Here is an 18216-nt window from a genome sequence, read left to right as displayed (position 1 = left end):
ACGATGCGCGGGAATCGGCAGCCGAAAAAAAGCCCGCTCGGCAGAGCGGGCTATAACCCCTGTTACTGGATAAGTCTCAAGGAGGAGACGGGGTTTATCCTAACAACGCACGCGGCGAGCACCAAACAAGCATTCTTGCTTTGCATATGCGTGGCGCGCGCATCTCTTACGCAACGCGCTTCGAAGCCCCGTCCACGCGATCGTCGGCGCGCGCGACGCCCGTTTCCACGAGCCGCCTGCTGATGCGATGAAAGCGCAGCGTCATCAGCACGGCGACGCTCGCCAGCCCTGCCGCGAGTCCCCACCACAAGCCTTTGGCGCCGAGCTCGAAGTGAAACGCGAGCACATAGCCCGTCGGAAAGCCGACGCCCCAATAGCCGAACGCGGCGGCGAGCATCGGCACGCGCGTGTCTTTCAGGCCCCGCAGGCAGCCCGAGCCGACCGTCTGCATGCCGTCGACGATCTGGAACACGGCCGCGACGCTCAGAAGCGAAGCGGCGAGCGCCACGGTCCGCGCATTGGCGGGATCATCGAGATGCAGATACAGGCCGACGATTGCGCGCGGCGCGGTAATGAGCACGAGCCCGGAACACATCATGAAGCCGACGCCGAGCGCCAGCGCGACGAAGCCCGCGTGACGCGCCGCGACCGGCACGCCCGCGCCGGCCCAGTAACCGACGCGCACGTTCGCGGCCTGCCCGATGGCGAGCGGCACCATGAAGGCCGCCGACGCCACATTGAGCGCGATCTGGTGCGCGGCGAGCGGCGCTTCGCCGAGCAGGCCGACCATCATGCCGGTCGCGAGAAAGAGCGTCGATTCCACGCCGTACGTGATGGCGACCGGCCAGCCGATGCCGAAGAGCTCGCCCATGAGCGGCAGATGCGGCCGCGCGGCGGAGACGAAATGCCGGTAGCGCGGGCGCAGATGCAGCAGCGCGACGAGCGCGAAGGCCGTGAGCCAGACGGTGATTGCGGTCGCCGCCGCCGAGCCGAGAAAGCCTTCGCGCGGCAGGCCGTACGCGCCGTGGATCAGCCCATAGTTCAGAAAGCCGTTGACGAACACGCCGCCGATGGACACCCACAGCAAGCGCTTCGCCGCGCCGATGGCCGGCAGGAACGCGCGCATCATGCCGATGCCGATCAGGCTGCCCGGCGTGCCCCAGCGCAGCACCGCGCAATATTCGCCGACGTTGTGCGCGAGCGTCGCGGGCTCGTGGAACGCGAGCAGTATCGGCTCGGCATACGACAGCAGCACGAACGCCGGCACGGCAAGCAGCACGGACAACACGAGCCCCGTCCAGTAGATGCCCGGCACGCGGTGTTCCGCGTCCGCGCCGCGCGCGTGGGCGACGGCCACGCTCACCGACGTCAATACGCCCTGCAAAAGCGTCACCACGACGAAGAACATGTTGGCGCCCAGGCCGCCCGCGGCGAGCGCGTCCGGCCCGAGCGAGCCGAGCAGAATCGTGTCCGTGACGCCCATCGCCATTTGCGACAGTTGCGCGATGGCGAGCGGCGCGGCGAGGCGCGCGGTATCGACGGCATGGCGAGACAGACTGACGTGTCCCGAATGCGCGCGGGTCGCGCGGCTGGTGTGCGATTGCATGATCGAGAGCAAGGAGCGGAAGGGCGCGTGGACGCGTCCGTGTCGTGCGTTGAAACCTGAACGAAAGACGACAAGCTTATGGCCTCGCGCGCGGCATGTCGATGACGCGTCCCGTTATGGTCGTCTTTTCGCAAGCGGCGGGCGCATGGGCGCAAGCGCTATCAGTCGGGCGCGCGCACTCGGATCTTCTGGCCGTCGAGCATTACGACCTGGCCCGCTCGGATCTTGCACGTCTTGCGCAGTTCCACTTTGCCGTCGACGGTGACATCGCCCATCGCGACGCGCGCCTTCGCCGAGCCGCCGCTATCGGCAAGACCCATCAGCTTGAGCAGGTTGTGAAGTTCGACGTAATCGCCCGTGAGGGTGAATTGAAGCTGCGGCATGGCGGGCGTTCAGATGCGAAAAGACTTCGATGATAAACCAGCGCGGGACATCTTCCGGGCACAGGGCGTGCTCCTTCATGATCGACCGTTCGTTTCGCCGGATTAAGCAGATGTAGCGAAGTGAAACCGCCGGTAACAATGACTCGTTTCGCGAAACTCGCGCGTCGTCCGGCCGGTCTGTACGTTTGATCGATGCAGCTTCGGTCATCTTCTATACGACAAGTCGCGTCATCGCGCTCGAAGTTGTCGACGCGTTTGGCGGACACACCCAGAGAGGACAAGCTCATGACTAAGGCTCGAATTCTGATGATCGGCGCCGCTTTCGCCGCGATGGCTGCCACCGGCGCGCAAGCGCAAACCGCTCAGCCGGCGGACTCGGCTCCCGCTCAGGCGCCGATGCAGGCTCAGCAGCAAGTGTCGCCGCCGCCGCAAAACGTGGTCGCGCCGGCATCGCCCGATCCGCTCGTGCAGAAGCGCAACGCCGACGCGCAGGCCAACGCGGAATACCGCGCGTCCAAGAAGGCATCGAAGGCGGAGATGAAGGCTGCCGACAAGCAGGCCAAGCAGCAGTACAAGGAACAGGTCCGCAACGCGAAGATCAACCGCAAGGCCGACAAGGCCGCCGCGAAGGACGACCTGAACGCCGCGACCGACCGCACGCCGAAGGATGAAGGCGAGCAGCACTGATCGCCCAGAACGCCGCGAAGCCCTGGTGTCTCCGGCTTCGCGGTGGGAACGCGACGACCAACTAACTACCACACGGAGGACGCCATGAATCGACGCACCCACACATTGCTGGCTGCGCTCATCGCGGGCGCACTGACGAGCGTGAGCGCGGCACCGGCCTTCGCGCAATCGACGAGCGACGCGCCGACCCACGCCGACAAGAAGGCCGCGAAGAAGCAGGCCGAAGCGGACAAGGACGCCGCCGTCGCGCAAGCAAAGGCGGACAAGAAGAAGACCGAAGCGCAGTCGGAGGCGAACGAAGCCGCCGCCAAAGCGAACCTGAAGGACGCCAAGAAGGCCGATTAGAGGCCGATTAGAGGCCGATTAGAGGCCGATTAGAGGCCGATTAGAGGCCGACTGAGCCGTTTCTGGCAAGCCGCGGCCCGTCGAAAGAAAGACGTGCCGCGGCAAAGACTTGCGTGCGCGGGTTGTATGGATATACAGTGTGCGTCACTTCTCTCGACGCCCGCTTTTCTCTGTGCTGACCCTTACGGACGACACCGCCACCGCCGACGCCTCCTCTGAGAACGTCGCCGCCTATCTTGCCAAGCTCAACGATGCGCAGCGCCGGGCGGTCGAATTCGGCGTCGACGCGCCGGGGCGCTGCGGCGGTCCGTTGCTCGTGATCGCCGGCGCGGGCTCGGGCAAGACCAACACGCTCGCTCACCGCGTCGCGCATCTGCTGGTGAAGGGCGCGGATCCGCATCGGATTCTGCTGCTTACGTTTTCGCGCCGCGCGGCGCTCGAAATGACGCGGCGCGTGACGCGCATCGCGACGAGCGCGCTCGGCAGCAGGAGCGCCATCGCGCAGGGGCTCACGTGGTCCGGCACGTTTCACGGCATCGGCGCGCGGCTGCTGCGCGATTACGCCGACCTCGTCGGCCTCGCGCCGTCGTTCACCATCAACGACCGCGAAGACTCCGCCGACCTGATGAACCTCGTGCGCCACGAACTCGGGCTCTCGTCGAAAGAAAAGCGGTTTCCCGCCAAATCCACCTGTTTCGCCATCTACTCGCGCGTCGTCAACACGGGCGCGTCGCTCGCGACCGTGCTGGACCAGGCGTATCCGTGGTGTCGCGAGTGGGAAGCGGACCTGAAGCGCCTCTTCGCCGCGTACGTGAGCGCGAAGCAGGCGCAAAGCGTCCTCGACTACGACGACCTGCTGCTCTACTGGTCGCACCTCGCCGCCGAGCCGAGCATCGCGGCGGACTTGTCGAGCCGCTTCGACCACGTGCTCGTCGACGAATATCAGGACACCAACCGCCTGCAAGCCACCATCCTGCTCGCGATGAAACCGGACGGACGCGGCCTGACCGTCGTGGGCGACGACGCGCAGTCCATCTATTCGTTTCGCGGCGCGACGGTGCGCAATATCCTCGACTTTCCGCAGCACTTCGATCCGCCCGCCGCGACCGTCACGCTCGACCGCAACTACCGGTCGACGCAGCCGATTCTCGAAGCGTCGAACGCGGTGATCGGGCTCGCCACCGAGCGCTTCACAAAGGATCTGTGGACCGACAAGGCATCGGCGCAAAGGCCGCGCGTCGTGTCGGTCGCGGACGAGGCGGATCAGGCGCGTTATGTCGTCGAAAAAGTGCTGGAGGCGCGCGAGGCCGGCATGAAGCTCAAGTCGCAGGCGGTGCTGTTCCGCGCGGCGCATCACAGCGCCACGCTCGAAATCGAGCTCACGCGGCGCAACATTCCGTTCGTGAAGTTCGGCGGCCTCAAGTTTCTTGATTCCGTGCACGTGAAAGACGTGCTCGCGGTGCTGCGCTGGGCCGAGAATCCGCGCGATCGCGTCGCGGGCTTTCGCGTGGCGCAACTGCTGCCGGGCATCGGGCCGGCGATTGCCGGGCGCTTGCTGGATAGCGTCGCGCAGGCCGCGCGCGCGCCGACTGCGCTCGCCGCGTTCGGCGCGCCCGCGCGGGCGAGCGAAGACTGGCCGCGCTTCGTCGCGCTCATGGGCAGGCTCTGCGGCCGCGAATCGCCGTGGCCCGCCGAATTCGAGATGATCCGCCGCTGGTACGAGCCGCACCTCGAACGCAATCACGAAGACGCGGCTATCCGCATCGGCGACGTGTTGCAGATGGAAAGCATCGCGTCCACGTACCCCACGCGCGAGCGTTTCCTCACCGAACTCACGCTCGATCCGCCGGACGCGACGAGCGACGAGTCCGGCGTGCCGCTCATCGACGAGGACTATCTGATTCTCTCGACCATCCACTCGGCGAAAGGGCAGGAATGGCGCAACGTGTTCGTGCTAAACGGCGTGGACGGCTGCATTCCCTCCGATATGGGCACGGGCAGCGACGAGGAAATCGACGAAGAGCGCCGCCTGCTGTATGTCGCGATGACGCGGGCGAAAGAAGACCTGCACATTGTCACGCCGCAGCGTTTCTACGTGCACAACCAGACGAATCTGGGCGATCGCCACGTGTGGGCGCAGCGCACGCGCTTCATCCCGCCGCATCTGATGCAGCACTTCGAGGCAGGCGCATGGCCGCCGGTACCGGTCGCGGCCGCGCCGACGGCGGCGGGGCTCGCCGCGGCGGCGAAAGCGAAGATCGATATCGCCGCGCGGCTGAAGGGAATGTGGGAGTAGGGCGTCGCTGGTTCAGCGCGATGCGCGCGAGGCTCGCGGCACGCGCGGCGCGCTGCCGAAAATGCTGCGCAGCCACGCCGCGAAGCGCGTGAAGCCGTCGTAGGGTTCGTCGACGAAAAGCTCCGGCCGCATCGAGCGCAGATACTCGAGCAGTTGCTGCGCTTCCTGTTTATGAATCGACCCGTAGAAGATGCCGAGCCGCAGCAGCGCGCGCAGTTCGCCGAGCTTCTCGCGGGCAGTGGACCCCACGTTCGTTTCGACCGCGATCTTCGCATCGAATACGCGCTGGCGCAGCGAATCGGCGAGCCGCCAGGCGGGCGTCTGCATCTTCTGCTCGACTTCGCGGATATCCACTGCCGCCGACTTGATCTGCGAGGCGAGCACGTCCACCTGCGAGGCGTCGCCCTTGGCTTCGGTGACGATGGCCGTCGCCCATTCGCGCGACGCCTTCACCAGATCCTCGGCGCTCCAGTCGGAGCGGATTGCAAACGCAAAGCCGTGCTCGGCCGCCTGCCGGATCAGAATTTCGACGACATCCGGAAACTCCTTGTCGAGTGCGCGCTTCGCCCACGCATACTGGCCGTGCGTGAGCATGCGCTGCACCGCCTGCTCGGTGAGCGGCGTGTCGTTGTCGAGCAGCTTCGCGCGCAGAAAGTCCTCGAACGACGGCGTGACGAACTGCGGGTCGAGCTTGAGCGACAGACGCAGGAACGCCTCGAAGTCGCGATTCAGCGACGCGATCGTTTCATCGCGCAACGAAAGGGTGATTTGACGCATGTCGGTTTCCGGTTCCGCGCTCGGCTGGCCCGATGGCGGGAAGTGCTGTCGGCCCGCCGCGCGGGCGGAGTCCGTTCGTTTCAGATAACGGCGGGCCGGCCGGAAACTTGAGGGCTTCGTCGAAGTCCAGTCGCGCTGTCGATCAGCGCAGCACGACGAGCTGCCAGACGAAGAACACGCCGAGCGATACGGCGATCGTCAGCAGCGCGCGGCGTGTCAGCGCGCAGACGGCGATCGCCGCCACCGCCGCGATCAGTTGCGGATTGCGCCACGTCAGCTCGGCGCCGTTGCCATGCGGCGAAACCGTCATCGGCACGATGATCGCCGTGAGCACCGTCACCGGCACGAAGCCGAGCGCGGTTCGCACGACCGGCGCAAACGACAGCCGCTCGCCGAGCACGAACACGGCGGCCCGGATGAGATACGTGACGAGCGCCATGCCGACAATCAGGATGACGTAGTTCATTGCGTGCGCTCCTTGGCGTCTTTCACGCGGGGCCTTTGTTCGACGAGCGTCAGCAGCAGGCCCACGGCGACGCCCGCGAGCACGGCCGCGAGCAGTCCGAGCTTGTACGGCCAGCCTTGCCACGCGAACGACAGCACACCCGAGGCCAGCGCCGCCGCGACGAAGCGCAGCGCCACGAGCTGCGGCACGATGATCGCGATGAACGTGGCGACCATCGCGAAATCGAGGCCGAGCGACTTGAGTCCCGGAAACGCCGCGCCGAAGAAGAGCCCGATGAGCGTCCAGGCTTGCCAGTTCGCATACATCGCGAGGCCGGAGCCGAGGAAGTAGTGCGGCCCGGTTTCCCCCGGCGCGCGCGCTCGATAGTGCGCGTAGGCGACGGCGAACACTTCGTCGGTTAAGAGGCCGGCCAGCGCCCAGCGCCAGCGCGCGGGCAGGTGAGCGACGTAGGGCGCAAGCGTCGCCGAATAGAGCACATGGCGCAGATTGACGACGAAGGTCGTCGCCCAGATGACGGCGAAGCTCGCGTGCCCCGCGATCATGCCGACCGCGATGAACTGCGCCGAGCCCGCGAAGACCGCGAGCGACATCAACTGGCCGTGCCAGAGCGTGAGCGGACTCGCCGTGACCAGCGTGCCGAAGATCACGCCGAAGGGCGCGGCGCCGATCATCATCGGAATGGTGTCGCGAGCGCCGGCGGCGAGTTCCCGCCAGGCGTTGCCGGATGGTGCGTTCAAGATCGTCCTCCTGATTACGCGGAGGATAGGCCCGTTATGGTGGGCGCGGCTTGTACGTTCTTGCGGTCGCGGTAGTGGGTTTGCGATTGCCGGAGCGGTCGGCGTTGCAGGCGTGGTGCGTGCGGAGCTACGGTGCGTTGACGTTGGCTAGCGGTCCGGTTGTTCATCGTCCGCGAAACGGAAGTCCTGCCGGCCCCCACTCACTCACCGCCAGCGCCCCGGCGCGACGCCGAACGCCCGCTTGAAATGCCGCGTGAAGTGACTTTGATCGGTGAAGCCGCTCGCGGCCGCGACCTGCGCGATCGACGCCCCCGCGCGCAACGCCGGCAGCGCCCGCGCGATACGCAACTGATTGCGCCACGCATGCGGCGCGAGACCCGTTTCGCGTGCGAAAAGCCGTGCCGCATGAAAGGTCGAAAGCCCGACGACGCGCGCCAGTTCGGCGAGCGTGACCGGTTCGAGCAGATCGTCGGCAAGGCGGGATTTCATCGTGGCGACGCGGGCGGCATCCGCGGCGGGCGGCCCGCACGACGGGCGTTGCAGCGCGTGCCGGGCGAGCAGCGTCGTCACGGCATCGACGAGCGCCGTTTCAGCGGCGAGCGGATCGGCGCGCGTGGCATCGCTCGTCAGGGTTTCCAGCGCCCGATGCGCGCGCAAGAGCCGGCGCGCGAGATCGTCGTCGTGGATGATGTCGGTCGAGAACCACGGCGACGCCGCGCATGGCGACACTTCACGCGCGAGCGCCTCCACGAACGGCACCGGCAGATAGAACACGCGATAACGCCATCCCGTATCGACGGCCCGCGCGCCGGTATGCACCTCGCCCGGATTGATGACCGGCACCGATCCCGCTTCCGCCACATGACGCGAGCCGCGATAGTCGTAACACTCCGCGCCCGCTTCGATGACAGGCACGGTGTACGCGTCGTGCCAGTGCGGCGTGAACGCGTGATCGTAATACTCGGCGGTGACCATGTCCGCGTCCGGCAGGAGCGGCGAGCGCCAGTAACGCGCGGCGTTGCGAAAGCGTGGGGCGGTCATCGGTAGATGCGCGGGCTCGAAGGGCTAATCGCTCAGTCTACCGCTTCATCGCGCGGCGCAAAGCGCGGCGAGTGCATTGCGCTGCTGCCGCGGCCCGCGACGACGCGGCTCGCTCACTTGACCGGAATCGTCGTGCCTTCTGGCACCGGCACCGCCGTGACGCTGTTCTTCGCGCTGCCGCTCGCGACGCGGTCGCTGTACGTCAGGTACACGAGCGTATTGCGCTTCGTATCGACGATGCGCACGACATGCAGCGTCTTGAAAATGAACGACATGCGATCCGTGAAGACATCGGTCTTCTGCTTGAGCGGCTGCGCGATCTTGATCGGCGCGACCTGACGGCAGGCGATGGACGCCTCGGTCGGGTCTTCCGCGATGCCGAGCGTGCCCTTCACGCCGCCCGTGCGCGCCCGCGACACATAGCACGTCACGCCGGAGACGAGCGGATCGTCGTACGCCTCGACGCTCACGCGGTCGGAGCCGGTGAAGCGGAAGTTGGTATTGACGCTCGCGATTTCCTCGGCGTGCGCGAAGCCCGCGCCGAAAAAAAACAGGAGCGATGCGCTCAGAACGAACGGTGCGGTGCGCTTCATCGAAATCCCACGCAAGAAAGGAAAAGGGCGTCGTATTGTAACGACGCCCTTCGGTCTCTTCGATTCTTCTGCTGCGTGCCGCGCCGGCATCAATGGAAGATCAGGTAAAGGATCACCAGCACCACGACCGGCACACCGAGCAGCCATCCGAGTAGGTAAGGCATATCGTCCTCCTTGCGCATGTTTGTTTTCGACGGTTCCAGTATCGCGGACTGTGAAGGCCCGCGTTAGCGGTGCGCGTCCGAAATGCGTGTAGGCGCCGTCCTATCGGGTCTTACGGCGGCGTTACGAATTCGTCATGCCATCATGAGATAGGCCGTCGCGCGCTTTCTTCGCTGGCCGGTCGCGATACAGCGCGCGCACATAGTCCAGATGCGCGCCCGCGCACTCGCGCGCGCGGGCCGGATCGCGCGCCACGATGGCATCCAGCATCGCGCGATGCTGCGCGAGCAGGTCGGCTTCCACGGCGTCGTCGTAATCGACGAGGCGATGCGACGTGAGCATCGACTCGCGCATCACTTCGTTCAGGCCGTGCATCACGTGCGTCAACGCGATGTTGTGCGTCGCATCGGCAATGGCGAGATGGAAGGCGGCGTCTTTTTCCGCGATGCGCGTGCTTCTCTGTTCGACCGCGGCTTGCAGCGCATCGAAGGCGGCGGCGATGCGCCCGAGATCGGCGTCGGTGGCGCGCTCGGCGGCGTAGGCCGTGGCGAGCGTTTCCAGGCCGTGACGCAGTTCGAGCACATCGGCGCTCGCGTCGGGCTGCTGTTCGAGCAGTGCGGCGAGCGGATGCGAGACCAGCGGCGCTGTCACGTCCGACACGACGAAGCCGCCGCGCCCCGCCGCGCGAATGAATCCGTCCGATTCCAGACGAATGAGCGCCTCGCGCAGCGACGGCCGCGACACGTTTAACTGCTCCGCGAGATCGCGCTCGGCAGGCAGGCGCTGGCCGGGCAGCAGGGTGCCGTTCGAGATCAGTTGACGAATCTGGCCGGACACGACATCGGAGAGACGCACGCGGGCGTAGGCGTGCGAGTGGACGGGCTGGAAGGTCATCGGTCGGAGCAACGCGGCGAGAGGCTTTGGATTACCCTAGTTTGACACGAAAGCGCCGCATCCCTAAAGTCTTGGTCAGACCAAGCTGACCAACGCGGAATGTCCGCAAAGCGATCACCATGAAAGTTGCCCTTTTCGTCCCCTGTTTCATCGACGCGTTCTATCCGCAGATCGGCATCGCCACGCTGGAATTGCTGGAGCGGCTGGGCGTGGATGTCGACTATCCGCAGGATCAGACATGCTGCGGCCAGCCGATGGCCAATAGCGGCGCGCACGCGGACGCGGCCGGCGCGGAGCGCGTGTTCGCCCGAAACTTCGCGGACTACGACTATGTGGTCGGGCCGTCGGCAAGCTGCACGCATCACGTGCGCGAGCACTTCACGGCCATCGAGCAGACGAGCGCGGTCCAGAAGGTGCGAAAAAGCACGTATGAACTCGTCGAATTCCTGCACGACGTCTTGCAGGTGCGTGAGTTTCCGTGGGCTGAATTCCCGCATCGCGTCGGCCTGCACAACAGTTGCAGCGCGGTGCGGCATCTGCGAGAGACGTCGAATTCGGAAGTCGCAGGCACGTCGTATTCGAAGCCGCGCGCATTGCTCGAACGCGTGAAGGGCATCGAGTTCGTTTCCCCCGCCCGGCCCGATGAATGCTGCGGCTTCGGCGGCACGTTTTCCGTCACCGAAGAGGCAGTGTCGGTGCGCATGGGGCAGGACAAGGTGCGCGATCACATTGGCGCGGGCGCGGAGTACATCGTCTCGGGCGACATGTCGTGTCTCATGCATCAGCAGGGCTGCGCCGAGCGCATGAAGCTCGACGCGAAGTTCATCCACATTGCGCAGGTTCTGAACGGAGCGCGGGCATGACGAAGACCGTTCGCATCGATCACGCGAAGGCTGCGGGCGCGTTCCTGCAGAAAGCCGACCACGTCGCGTTTCACGACAAGCGTCTCTGGGACTTGCGTTCGAAGCGCGATGCGCAGGCGCACGGCATTCCCGAGTGGGAAACGCTGCGTAATCTGGCTTCGGGCATCAAGGAACACACGCTGTCCAATCTCGCGGATTACATCGCCCAGTTCGCGGATCAGGCCGCGAAGAACGGCGTCGTCGTGCATTTCGCGGCGGACGCGGAAGAGCACAACGCGCTCGTCTACAAACTGATGAGCGAGCGCGGCATGACCACGCTCGTCAAAAGCAAGTCGATGCTGACCGACGAATGCTACATGCGCGATTATCTGGAGCCGCGCGGCATCACGGTGATGGAAACCGATCTGGGCGAGCGCATTCAGCAGCTCGATCATCAGGACCCGAGCCATATGGTCGTGCCGGCCGTCCACAAGCTGCGCGCGGACGTGGCCGAACTGTTCGGCAAGACCATTGGCACCGATCCGAAGAACAGCGACATCCACTATCTGGCGGAAAGCCAGCGCATGAACACGCGGCCGTACTTCGTGCGCGAAAAGACGGCGGGCATGACGGGCTGCAACTTCGCGGTCGCGGAGACGGGCACGGTCGTCGTCTGCACGAACGAGGGCAACGCGGATCTCTCCGCGAACGTGCCGCCGCTGCATATCGCGTCCATCGGCATTGAGAAGCTGATTCCGACGATTGCCGATCTCGGCGTGTTTGTGCGCATGCTCTCGCGCAGCGCGCTCGGCTCGCCGATCACGCAATACACGTCGCACTTTCGCGCGCCGCGGCCGGGGACGGAGATGCACTTCATCCTCGTCGACAACGGGCGCTCGGAGCGGCTCGCGCTCGACGACTTCTGGTATTCGCTCAAGTGCATCCGCTGCGGTGCGTGCATGAACACGTGTCCGGTTTATCGGCGAAGCGGCGGGCTGTCGTACGGGGGCACGTACTCGGGGCCGATCGGCGCGATCATCAACCCGACCTACGACCTGAAGCGCTACAGCAGCCTGCCGTTCGCCTCGACGCTCAACGGCAGTTGCACGAACGTCTGCCCGACGAAGGTCAACATCCACGAGCAGATCTACAAGTGGCGCGCGGTGATCGCGGAGCGCCACGAAGTGCCGTTCGTGAAGCAGGAAGTGCTGAAGATGGCGGGGCGTCTGCTCGCGAGTCCGACGCTGTATCGCGCGACGGTCGCGTCGCTCGGCGGCGCGTTGAAGCGGCTGCCGAACTTCGTGCTGTACAACCCGCTCAACATCTGGGGACGCGGGCGCGACCTGCCCGAAGCGCCGGCCGAGACCTTTCACGAGTGGTACAGGAAAAACCGGAAGCCCGCCAAATGACGACCCGTGACGCCTTTCTCGCGAAGATTCGCGCCGCGCAGCCCGCAGCGCGTCCGCGCCCTGAACTGCCGATTTTCCCGTCGCCTGAAGGTGATCTGCAGACGCGCTTCATCGCCGCGCTGACCGCGATGGGCGGCACGACGGCGCATGCGCACAGCCTGGACGAAGTGAAGGAGATGATCGCCGCGCGTTTCGGCGCGGATGCGGTGGTGGCCTCCGCCGTGCCGGGTATCGAAGGCACGCGTGTCCTCTCGCCGGATACGGCCCCCGCGTCGCTACAGAATGTCGATGTGGGCGTCGTGCGCGGGCGCTTCGGCGTCGCGGAGACGGGTTCCGTCTGGTTCAGCGAAGAGGAGTACGTCGTCAATTCGATCGGCTATCTCGTGCAGCATCTCGTCGTGCTGCTCGATCCCGCGCAACTCGTCGACGGCTTGCAGCAGGTGTATCGACGGCCCGACTTTCAGTCGGCGCGCTATGCCGTGCTGGTGACAGGTCCGTCCGCGACGGCGGATATCGAAGGCGTGCTGATTCGCGGCGCGCAGGGCGTGCGTTCGCTGACCGTCGTGTGGATTCAGTAGCGCCAGAATATTGCCACCGCGATGCCGCCGAACAGCAGCCACTTCACGATGTAATACACGGTCCGGTTCCACGTCTTCAGCCGCTTGCCGACGAGCCGGATCGAATAGAGATACTTGAACGCGCGATTCAAGCCGCCCGTGCGGTCGCCGGTTTCGTTCGGCGAGGCCGCCGCGCGCATCAGAAAGCCGCCGACCGCGTTGTTCACCGCCTGCGCCCAGCGGTACTTCATCGGCCGCTCGATGTCGCAGAACAGAATGATGCGGTCTTCGTCCGTCCTGTTTTCGGCCCAATGCAGATAGGTTTCGTCGAAGACGACTTCCTCGCCGTCGCGCCACGAGTACCGCTCGCCATCCACGACGATCGCGCAGCCGTCGTCGTTCGGCGTCACGAGCCCGAGGTGATAACGGAGCGACCCGGCATACGGATCGCGATGCAGCGTGAGCGTCCCGCCGGGCGGCAGCATGGCGAACATTGCGGCTTTGACGCTCGGAATGTTCTGGAGAATGGAGAGCGTCTTTGGGCAAACGGCGACCGCCGACGGATGCGGCCGGTCATACCACTTCAGATAAAAGCGCCGCCAGCCGCGCCGGAAGAACGAGTTGAAGCCGATGTCGTTGTACGCGCCGGCCGCCTGAATCTTGCTCGCTTCGTGTAAGGCGAGGGCTTCGGCGCGAATCGTCTGCCAGTGCGCCTTGATCGGCGCCAGGTCCGGAAAGAGGGAAGGGCGAAGGTACGGCGTGGACGGCACGCGCGAAAAAAGATACACGAAGCCGTTTACCGGCGACATGAACGTCGAGTGGTCGGATAGCTGCCGAAAGAAACCGTGGCGGACCTTGCCCCGCCAGTGCGTGTACGCGGCACACGCGATGAACAGCATGAGAATCAGCCAGCGCATCTGCGTTCCCCTTGCGTCACTGTCGCCGTTAGCGTCAACAAAACGTGACGAAATTATCGAACGGAAACGCAGTGTCTGCTTAAACCGCGCGTTGAGGCACGAGGATGGCCACAAAGCAAAAAGCCCAGTCGCATGACTGGGCTTTTTGCTTTGTGACTTTGGCTCCCCGACCTGGGCTCGAACCAGGGACCTACGGATTAACAGTCCGGCGCTCTACCGACTGAGCTATCGGGGAACATCTACTACAGTGAAGCTGACTAAAAAGCCCAGTGACTGACTGGGCTTTGCTGAATTTTTTGGCTCCCCGACCTGGGCTCGAACCAGGGACCTACGGATTAACAGTCCGGCGCTCTACCGACTGAGCTATCGGGGAACATCTACAGCAGAGAAGCGGAATTATAGGGAGCGGCTCTTACCCTGTCAACGCCGATTCTTCACTCAAAACACCTTTTTGCACTGACGCGAACTCGTCCTAATGACGTGCGTGTGCCTCAACGCTCGAGCAGATTCAGCTTGTCCTTCACGTCCTTGAATTCGTCGGCTTCGGGCAGCGGCGCCTTCGTCTTCGTGATGCTCGGCCAGTTGCGCGCGAGATCGGCGTTCAGTTCGATGAACTGCTGCTGGTCGCCGGGCACGTCTTCTTCGGCGTAAATGGCATTCACCGGGCACTCGGCCACGCACACGGCGCAGTCGATGCACTCGTCAGGATCGATCGCGAGAAAGTTGGGACCTTCACGGAAGCAATCCACCGGGCACACATCCACACAGTCGGTGTAGCGGCACTTGATGCAGCTTTCGGTCACAACGTGAGTCATTCAGGCTCCTGCATGCGTAATTCGTGAGGGCGGCGTCCGGCAGCCTGCGTGGGCCAATGCGGGTACGCGCGCCGAAACGCGTATTGTAGCGTAACGGTCAAAACCGGCGCGACCGCCGCGGGACGTGCCTTATATCGTTTTGCAATGTATGTATGCGCGGTTGCCAAAAACGGTCAGCGAGCGTCTTGCCGGTCCGCGCATTCGGGTAACATGGCCCCAAGGCACGCCGCGGCAAGACGGCGCGCGGTCTCATCGCTCGATGTTCCAGCCAAACCATGATCATCAATTCGCTGCTCGATACCGACCTCTACAAATTCACGATGATGCAGGTCGTGCTGCATCACTTCCCGGCTGCGCACGTGGAGTATCGCTTCCGTTGCCGCACGCCGAATGTCGATCTCGTGCCGTACATCGACGAGATTCGCGACGAAGTGCGCCAGCTCTGCAATCTGCGCTTCCGTGAAGAAGAGCTCGACTATCTGCGGCGCATGCGTTTCATGAAGAGCGATTTCATCGACTTTCTCGCGCTCTTTCATCTCAACGAGAAGTCCATCCAGATTTCGCCGTCGCCGAAGAACAACGGCGAGATCGACATACTGATCGAAGGGCCGTGGCTGCATACGATCCTGTTCGAGATTCCGGTGCTCGCAATCGTCAACGAGGTCTACTTCCGCAACACGCAGCGTCAGCCGGAGTACGAGACCGGACGCGGGCGCCTGCGCGACAAGATCAAGCTGCTCGCCACGCCGCCCGAGTATTCCGATTGCAAGATCGCCGATTACGGCACGCGGCGCCGTTTCTCGAAGCAGTGGCACGAGGAAGTGGTGCTGACGCTCAAGGAGCGGCTCGGCGCGCAGTTCGCGGGCACGAGCAATGTGTTCTACGCGATGAAGCACGGCCTGCGGCCGCTCGGCACGATGGCGCACGAGTATTTGCAGGCGTGTCAGGCGCTGGGACCCCGCCTGCGCGACTCGCAGATTTTCGGCTTCGAGATGTGGGCGAAGGAATATCGCGGCGACCTCGGTATCGCGCTGTCGGACGTGTACGGCATGAAGGCGTTTCTGCGCGACTTCGACATGTACTTCTGCAAGCTCTTCGACGGCGCGCGCCACGATTCGGGCGATCCGTTCGACTGGGGCGAGCGCCTTATCCGGCATTACGAAGAAAATCGCTGCGATCCGCGCACGAAGGTGCTCGTTTTTTCGGACGCGCTCGACATTCCCAAGGTGCTGCAACTCTACGAGCGTTTCCGTGGCCGCTGCCAGCTTGCGTTCGGCGTCGGCACGAATCTCACGAACGATCTCGGCTATCAGCCGCTGCAGATCGTCATCAAGATGGTCCGCTGCAACGGGCAGCCGGTGGCGAAGCTCTCCGATTCGCCCGGCAAGAACATGTGCGACGACAAGGCGTATCTCGCTTACTTGCGTCAGGTGTTCGGGATCGAGCAGCCGGTCGAGGAAAGCTGACACTGCATGCGGCCTATGCCGTTCGGCCGAGGTCCGTCCCGCGGGGACCGGTCGATATAATCGGTTTCAGCTTCACGTCGCGCATCCATCGCCGCGACTTCTCCACGCATGCATCGACGAGGACGGCACCATGGACACATCGGCCGCGCGCCGCAACATTCTCGCGCGCATTCGCAGCGCGCAGGGCAGGAAAGGCGCGCCGACGGAGGCCGAGCGTGCCGCCGTCGACGAGTATCTCGCGCGTCATCCCGCCGGTCCGCGTCCGCCGCTTCCCGCCACGCGCGACGAACTGATCGCGCGTTTTCGTCTGGAGGCGGAGCGACTTTCGACGAGCGTCGCCGAAGTCGAGGCGCTCGCCGACGCCCCCGCCGAAGCGGCCCGCTATCTCGACGCGCTCGGTCTGTCGCGCGATGTCGTCGCGTGGCCCGCGCTCGCCGATCTGCCGTGGATGCAAGCGGGCATCGCCGCGTCGCTGCGCAAGCCCGTCGATGCGGACCTCGTCGGCATCACCGGCTGCTTTTGCGCGGCGGCGGAGACCGGCTCCATCGTGCTGTTGTCGGGACCGGAGACGCCCGCGTCCGGCGCGCTTCTGCCGCAGACGCACATCGCCATCGTGCCGGCGTCGCGCATCGTCGCCGCGCACGAAGACGCCTTTGCGCTTATGCGTGCCGAGCGGGGCGAGCTGCCCCGCGCCGTGAACTTCGTGTCGGGGCCGTCCCGCACCGGCGATATCGAACAGACCATCGTGCTCGGCGCGCATGGCCCGTATCGTGTTCACGCCATCATCGTGCGGGGAGCGTAAGGCCAGTGCCGCGTTTCGTTTTGGGCTTTCTGCTATCGCTTTGCGCCATCTGTGACGCTTCGGCCGCCGCGCTCGACGGCGCGTCGCTGTCGGCGGCGTGGGGCGTTCCGTTCATCGGCATCCTGCTGTCCATCGCGGTGTTTCCGCTCGTCGCCGGCAAAGTGTGGCATCACCATTTCGGCAAGATCGCGGCGGCCTGGGCGCTGGCGTTCCTCGTGCCGTTCGCGTTCGCATTCGGCATCGGCACGGCGTTCGGCGTGCTCGTCCACGCGATGCTCGATGAGTACGTGCCGTTCATCGTCTTGCTCGCCGCCCTCTATACGGTGGCGGGCGGCATCTGCGTTCACGGCAATCTGCACGGCTCGCCGCGCGTGAATACCGCGTTGCTCGCGCTCGGCACCGCGCTCGCCAGCATCATGGGGACGACGGGCGCGGCCATGCTGCTGATCCGTCCGCTATTGCGCGCCAACGATAATCGCAAGCATGTCGCGCACGTCGTGGTGTTCTTCATCTTTCTGGTGGCGAATGCGGGCGGTTCGCTGTCGCCGCTCGGCGATCCACCGCTCTTTCTCGGCTTCCTGAACGGCGTCGGTTTCTTCTGGACGACGCTGCATCTGGCGCTGCCGACGCTCTTCGTCTGCGGCGTGCTGCTCGCGCTCTTCTACGCGCTCGACAGCTACTACTGGCACGGCAAGGGCGAGTCGCGGCGGCCGTTTCTCGATCCGACGCCGGATACGCCCACGCTCGGCGTCGACGGCACGATCAATTTCGCACTGCTCGCGGTCATCATCGGGCTCGTGCTGATGAGCGGCTTGTGGAAGCCGGGCGTTGCATTCAATGTGTCCGGCACGCACGTCGCGTTGCAGAACATCGTGCGCGATGCGGCACTCGTGCTCGTTCTCCTTGCCTCGCTCGCGCTCACGCCGAAGCGCGCCCGCGCGGGCAACGCATTCAACTGGGCGCCGATGATCGAAGTCGCCAAGCTCTTTGCGGCCATCTTCGTCACCATCGCCCCGGTCATCACCGTCCTGCGTGCTGGCGAGGCGGGCGCGTTTGCCGGGATCGTGCGCGCGGTATCGGATGCGAACGGCGAGCCTGCTCATCTCGCCTATTTCTGGGCGACAGGGCTGCTCTCGTCGTTTCTCGACAATGCGCCGACCTACCTCGTGTTCTTCAATCTTGCGGGCGGCGACGCACAGACACTGATGACCACGGGCGCCACGACGCTCGCCGCCATCTCGGCGGGCGCCGTCTTCATGGGCGCGAACTCATATATCGGCAATGCGCCGAATTTCATGGTGAAGGCGATCGCGGAATCGCGCGGCGTGCGCATGCCGGGTTTCTTCGGCTACCTCGGCTGGTCAAGCGTCGTGCTGTTGCCGCTTTTCGCCGTCACCGGCTGGCTATTTTTCTAGGAGCAT

At 64.8% G+C, this 18216-nt stretch carries 19 protein-coding genes and 2 tRNA genes; 9 read left to right on the top strand and 12 right to left on the bottom strand.

Annotated elements, in window-relative coordinates; genetic code table 11:
- Positions 1-166 precede the first annotated feature (166 nt).
- Complete coding sequence (locus tag NCR37_RS09480; RefSeq protein ID WP_250472761.1) at positions 167-1606, bottom strand: MATE family efflux transporter; 1440 nt, start codon at positions 1604-1606, stop codon at positions 167-169.
- A 161-nt stretch (positions 1607-1767) separates the two neighbouring features.
- On the bottom strand, positions 1768-1989 hold the full coding sequence (locus NCR37_RS09475; RefSeq protein WP_175944540.1) for an RNA-binding S4 domain-containing protein: 222 nt from the start codon (positions 1987-1989) through the stop codon (positions 1768-1770).
- Positions 1990-2274: 285 nt separating this feature from the next.
- On the opposite strand from NCR37_RS09475, the gene NCR37_RS09470 reads away from it, so the two are divergent.
- From NCR37_RS09470 to NCR37_RS09460, 3 genes are all read left to right on the top strand, one after another.
- The gene (locus NCR37_RS09470; protein WP_250472760.1) at positions 2275-2676 is read left to right on the top strand and encodes a hypothetical protein; all 402 of its coding nucleotides are present in this window, start codon (positions 2275-2277) and stop codon (positions 2674-2676) included.
- A gap of 84 nt (positions 2677-2760) precedes the next feature.
- Positions 2761-3021, top strand: coding sequence for a hypothetical protein (locus NCR37_RS09465; RefSeq protein WP_248320269.1), 261 nt, complete (start codon positions 2761-2763; stop codon positions 3019-3021).
- Between the two features lie 172 nt (positions 3022-3193).
- On the top strand, positions 3194-5317 hold the full coding sequence (locus tag NCR37_RS09460; RefSeq protein ID WP_250472759.1) for an ATP-dependent helicase: 2124 nt from the start codon (positions 3194-3196) through the stop codon (positions 5315-5317).
- A gap of 12 nt (positions 5318-5329) precedes the next feature.
- On the opposite strand, the gene NCR37_RS09455 is transcribed toward NCR37_RS09460, so the two are convergent.
- The 6 genes from NCR37_RS09455 to NCR37_RS09430 form a co-directional block, all read right to left on the bottom strand.
- Positions 5330-6094, bottom strand: a complete 765-nt coding sequence (locus NCR37_RS09455; RefSeq protein WP_250472758.1) for a DUF4088 family protein — start codon at positions 6092-6094, stop codon at positions 5330-5332.
- Between the two features lie 142 nt (positions 6095-6236).
- Entirely contained in the window at positions 6237-6560 is a 324-nt protein-coding gene (locus tag NCR37_RS09450; protein ID WP_250472757.1) for an AzlD domain-containing protein, read from the bottom strand.
- Complete coding sequence (locus NCR37_RS09445; protein WP_250472838.1) at positions 6557-7234, bottom strand: AzlC family ABC transporter permease; 678 nt, start codon at positions 7232-7234, stop codon at positions 6557-6559. Before NCR37_RS09445 ends, NCR37_RS09450 begins: the two co-directional genes overlap by 4 nt.
- A gap of 267 nt (positions 7235-7501) precedes the next feature.
- Positions 7502-8338 carry a helix-turn-helix transcriptional regulator gene (locus tag NCR37_RS09440; protein WP_250472756.1) on the bottom strand — a complete coding sequence of 279 codons (837 nt, stop codon included), beginning with the start codon at positions 8336-8338 and terminating at the stop codon, positions 7502-7504.
- 113 nt (positions 8339-8451) lie between these two features.
- The gene (locus tag NCR37_RS09435) at positions 8452-8931 is read right to left on the bottom strand and encodes a CreA family protein (RefSeq protein WP_250472755.1); all 480 of its coding nucleotides are present in this window, start codon (positions 8929-8931) and stop codon (positions 8452-8454) included.
- A gap of 285 nt (positions 8932-9216) precedes the next feature.
- The gene (locus NCR37_RS09430; RefSeq protein WP_250472754.1) at positions 9217-9987 is read right to left on the bottom strand and encodes a FadR/GntR family transcriptional regulator; all 771 of its coding nucleotides are present in this window, start codon (positions 9985-9987) and stop codon (positions 9217-9219) included.
- A gap of 119 nt (positions 9988-10106) precedes the next feature.
- Between NCR37_RS09430 and NCR37_RS09425 the strand changes: the two genes are divergently transcribed.
- Genes NCR37_RS09425 through NCR37_RS09415 form a run of 3 tightly spaced genes read left to right on the top strand, consistent with a single transcriptional unit; the run spans position 10107 to position 12816 of the window.
- A complete protein-coding gene (locus NCR37_RS09425; protein WP_250472753.1) occupies positions 10107-10850 on the top strand; it encodes a (Fe-S)-binding protein in 744 nt (247 codons plus the stop codon).
- Complete coding sequence (locus NCR37_RS09420; protein WP_250472752.1) at positions 10847-12238, top strand: lactate utilization protein B; 1392 nt, start codon at positions 10847-10849, stop codon at positions 12236-12238. Before NCR37_RS09425 ends, NCR37_RS09420 begins: the two co-directional genes overlap by 4 nt.
- Complete coding sequence (locus NCR37_RS09415; protein ID WP_250472751.1) at positions 12235-12816, top strand: LutC/YkgG family protein; 582 nt, start codon at positions 12235-12237, stop codon at positions 12814-12816. The genes NCR37_RS09420 and NCR37_RS09415 overlap by 4 nt, the downstream gene beginning before the upstream one ends.
- Here the strand turns inward: NCR37_RS09415 and lpxO are convergent.
- The 4 genes from lpxO to fdxA all read right to left on the bottom strand — a co-directional run bounded on the left by lpxO (position 12810) and on the right by fdxA (position 14527).
- Complete coding sequence (gene lpxO, locus NCR37_RS09410; RefSeq protein ID WP_250472750.1) at positions 12810-13712, bottom strand: lipid A hydroxylase LpxO; 903 nt, start codon at positions 13710-13712, stop codon at positions 12810-12812. The two genes, NCR37_RS09415 and lpxO, sit on opposite strands and share 7 nt — an antisense overlap.
- A gap of 159 nt (positions 13713-13871) precedes the next feature.
- Positions 13872-13947 (bottom strand) — tRNA-Asn (locus tag NCR37_RS09405).
- A 62-nt stretch (positions 13948-14009) separates the two neighbouring features.
- Positions 14010-14085 (bottom strand) — tRNA-Asn (locus tag NCR37_RS09400).
- Positions 14086-14203: 118 nt separating this feature from the next.
- The gene (fdxA, locus tag NCR37_RS09395; RefSeq protein ID WP_175944513.1) at positions 14204-14527 is read right to left on the bottom strand and encodes a ferredoxin FdxA; all 324 of its coding nucleotides are present in this window, start codon (positions 14525-14527) and stop codon (positions 14204-14206) included.
- Positions 14528-14802: 275 nt separating this feature from the next.
- On the opposite strand from fdxA, the gene pncB reads away from it, so the two are divergent.
- From pncB to NCR37_RS09380, 3 genes are all read left to right on the top strand, one after another.
- On the top strand, positions 14803-15993 hold the full coding sequence (gene pncB / locus NCR37_RS09390; RefSeq protein ID WP_250472749.1) for a nicotinate phosphoribosyltransferase: 1191 nt from the start codon (positions 14803-14805) through the stop codon (positions 15991-15993).
- Positions 15994-16123: 130 nt separating this feature from the next.
- Positions 16124-16795 carry a LutC/YkgG family protein gene (locus NCR37_RS09385; RefSeq protein ID WP_250472748.1) on the top strand — a complete coding sequence of 224 codons (672 nt, stop codon included), beginning with the start codon at positions 16124-16126 and terminating at the stop codon, positions 16793-16795.
- Positions 16796-16800: 5 nt separating this feature from the next.
- Entirely contained in the window at positions 16801-18210 is a 1410-nt protein-coding gene (locus NCR37_RS09380) for a sodium:proton antiporter (protein WP_250472747.1), read from the top strand.
- Positions 18211-18216 lie beyond the last annotated feature (6 nt).

This window comes from Caballeronia sp. GAFFF1 (assembly GCF_023630705.1).
GTDB lineage: Bacteria > Pseudomonadota > Gammaproteobacteria > Burkholderiales > Burkholderiaceae > Caballeronia.
The sequence above is the reverse complement of the archived record's forward strand: the minus strand, read 5'-3'. Positions and strand labels throughout refer to the sequence as shown.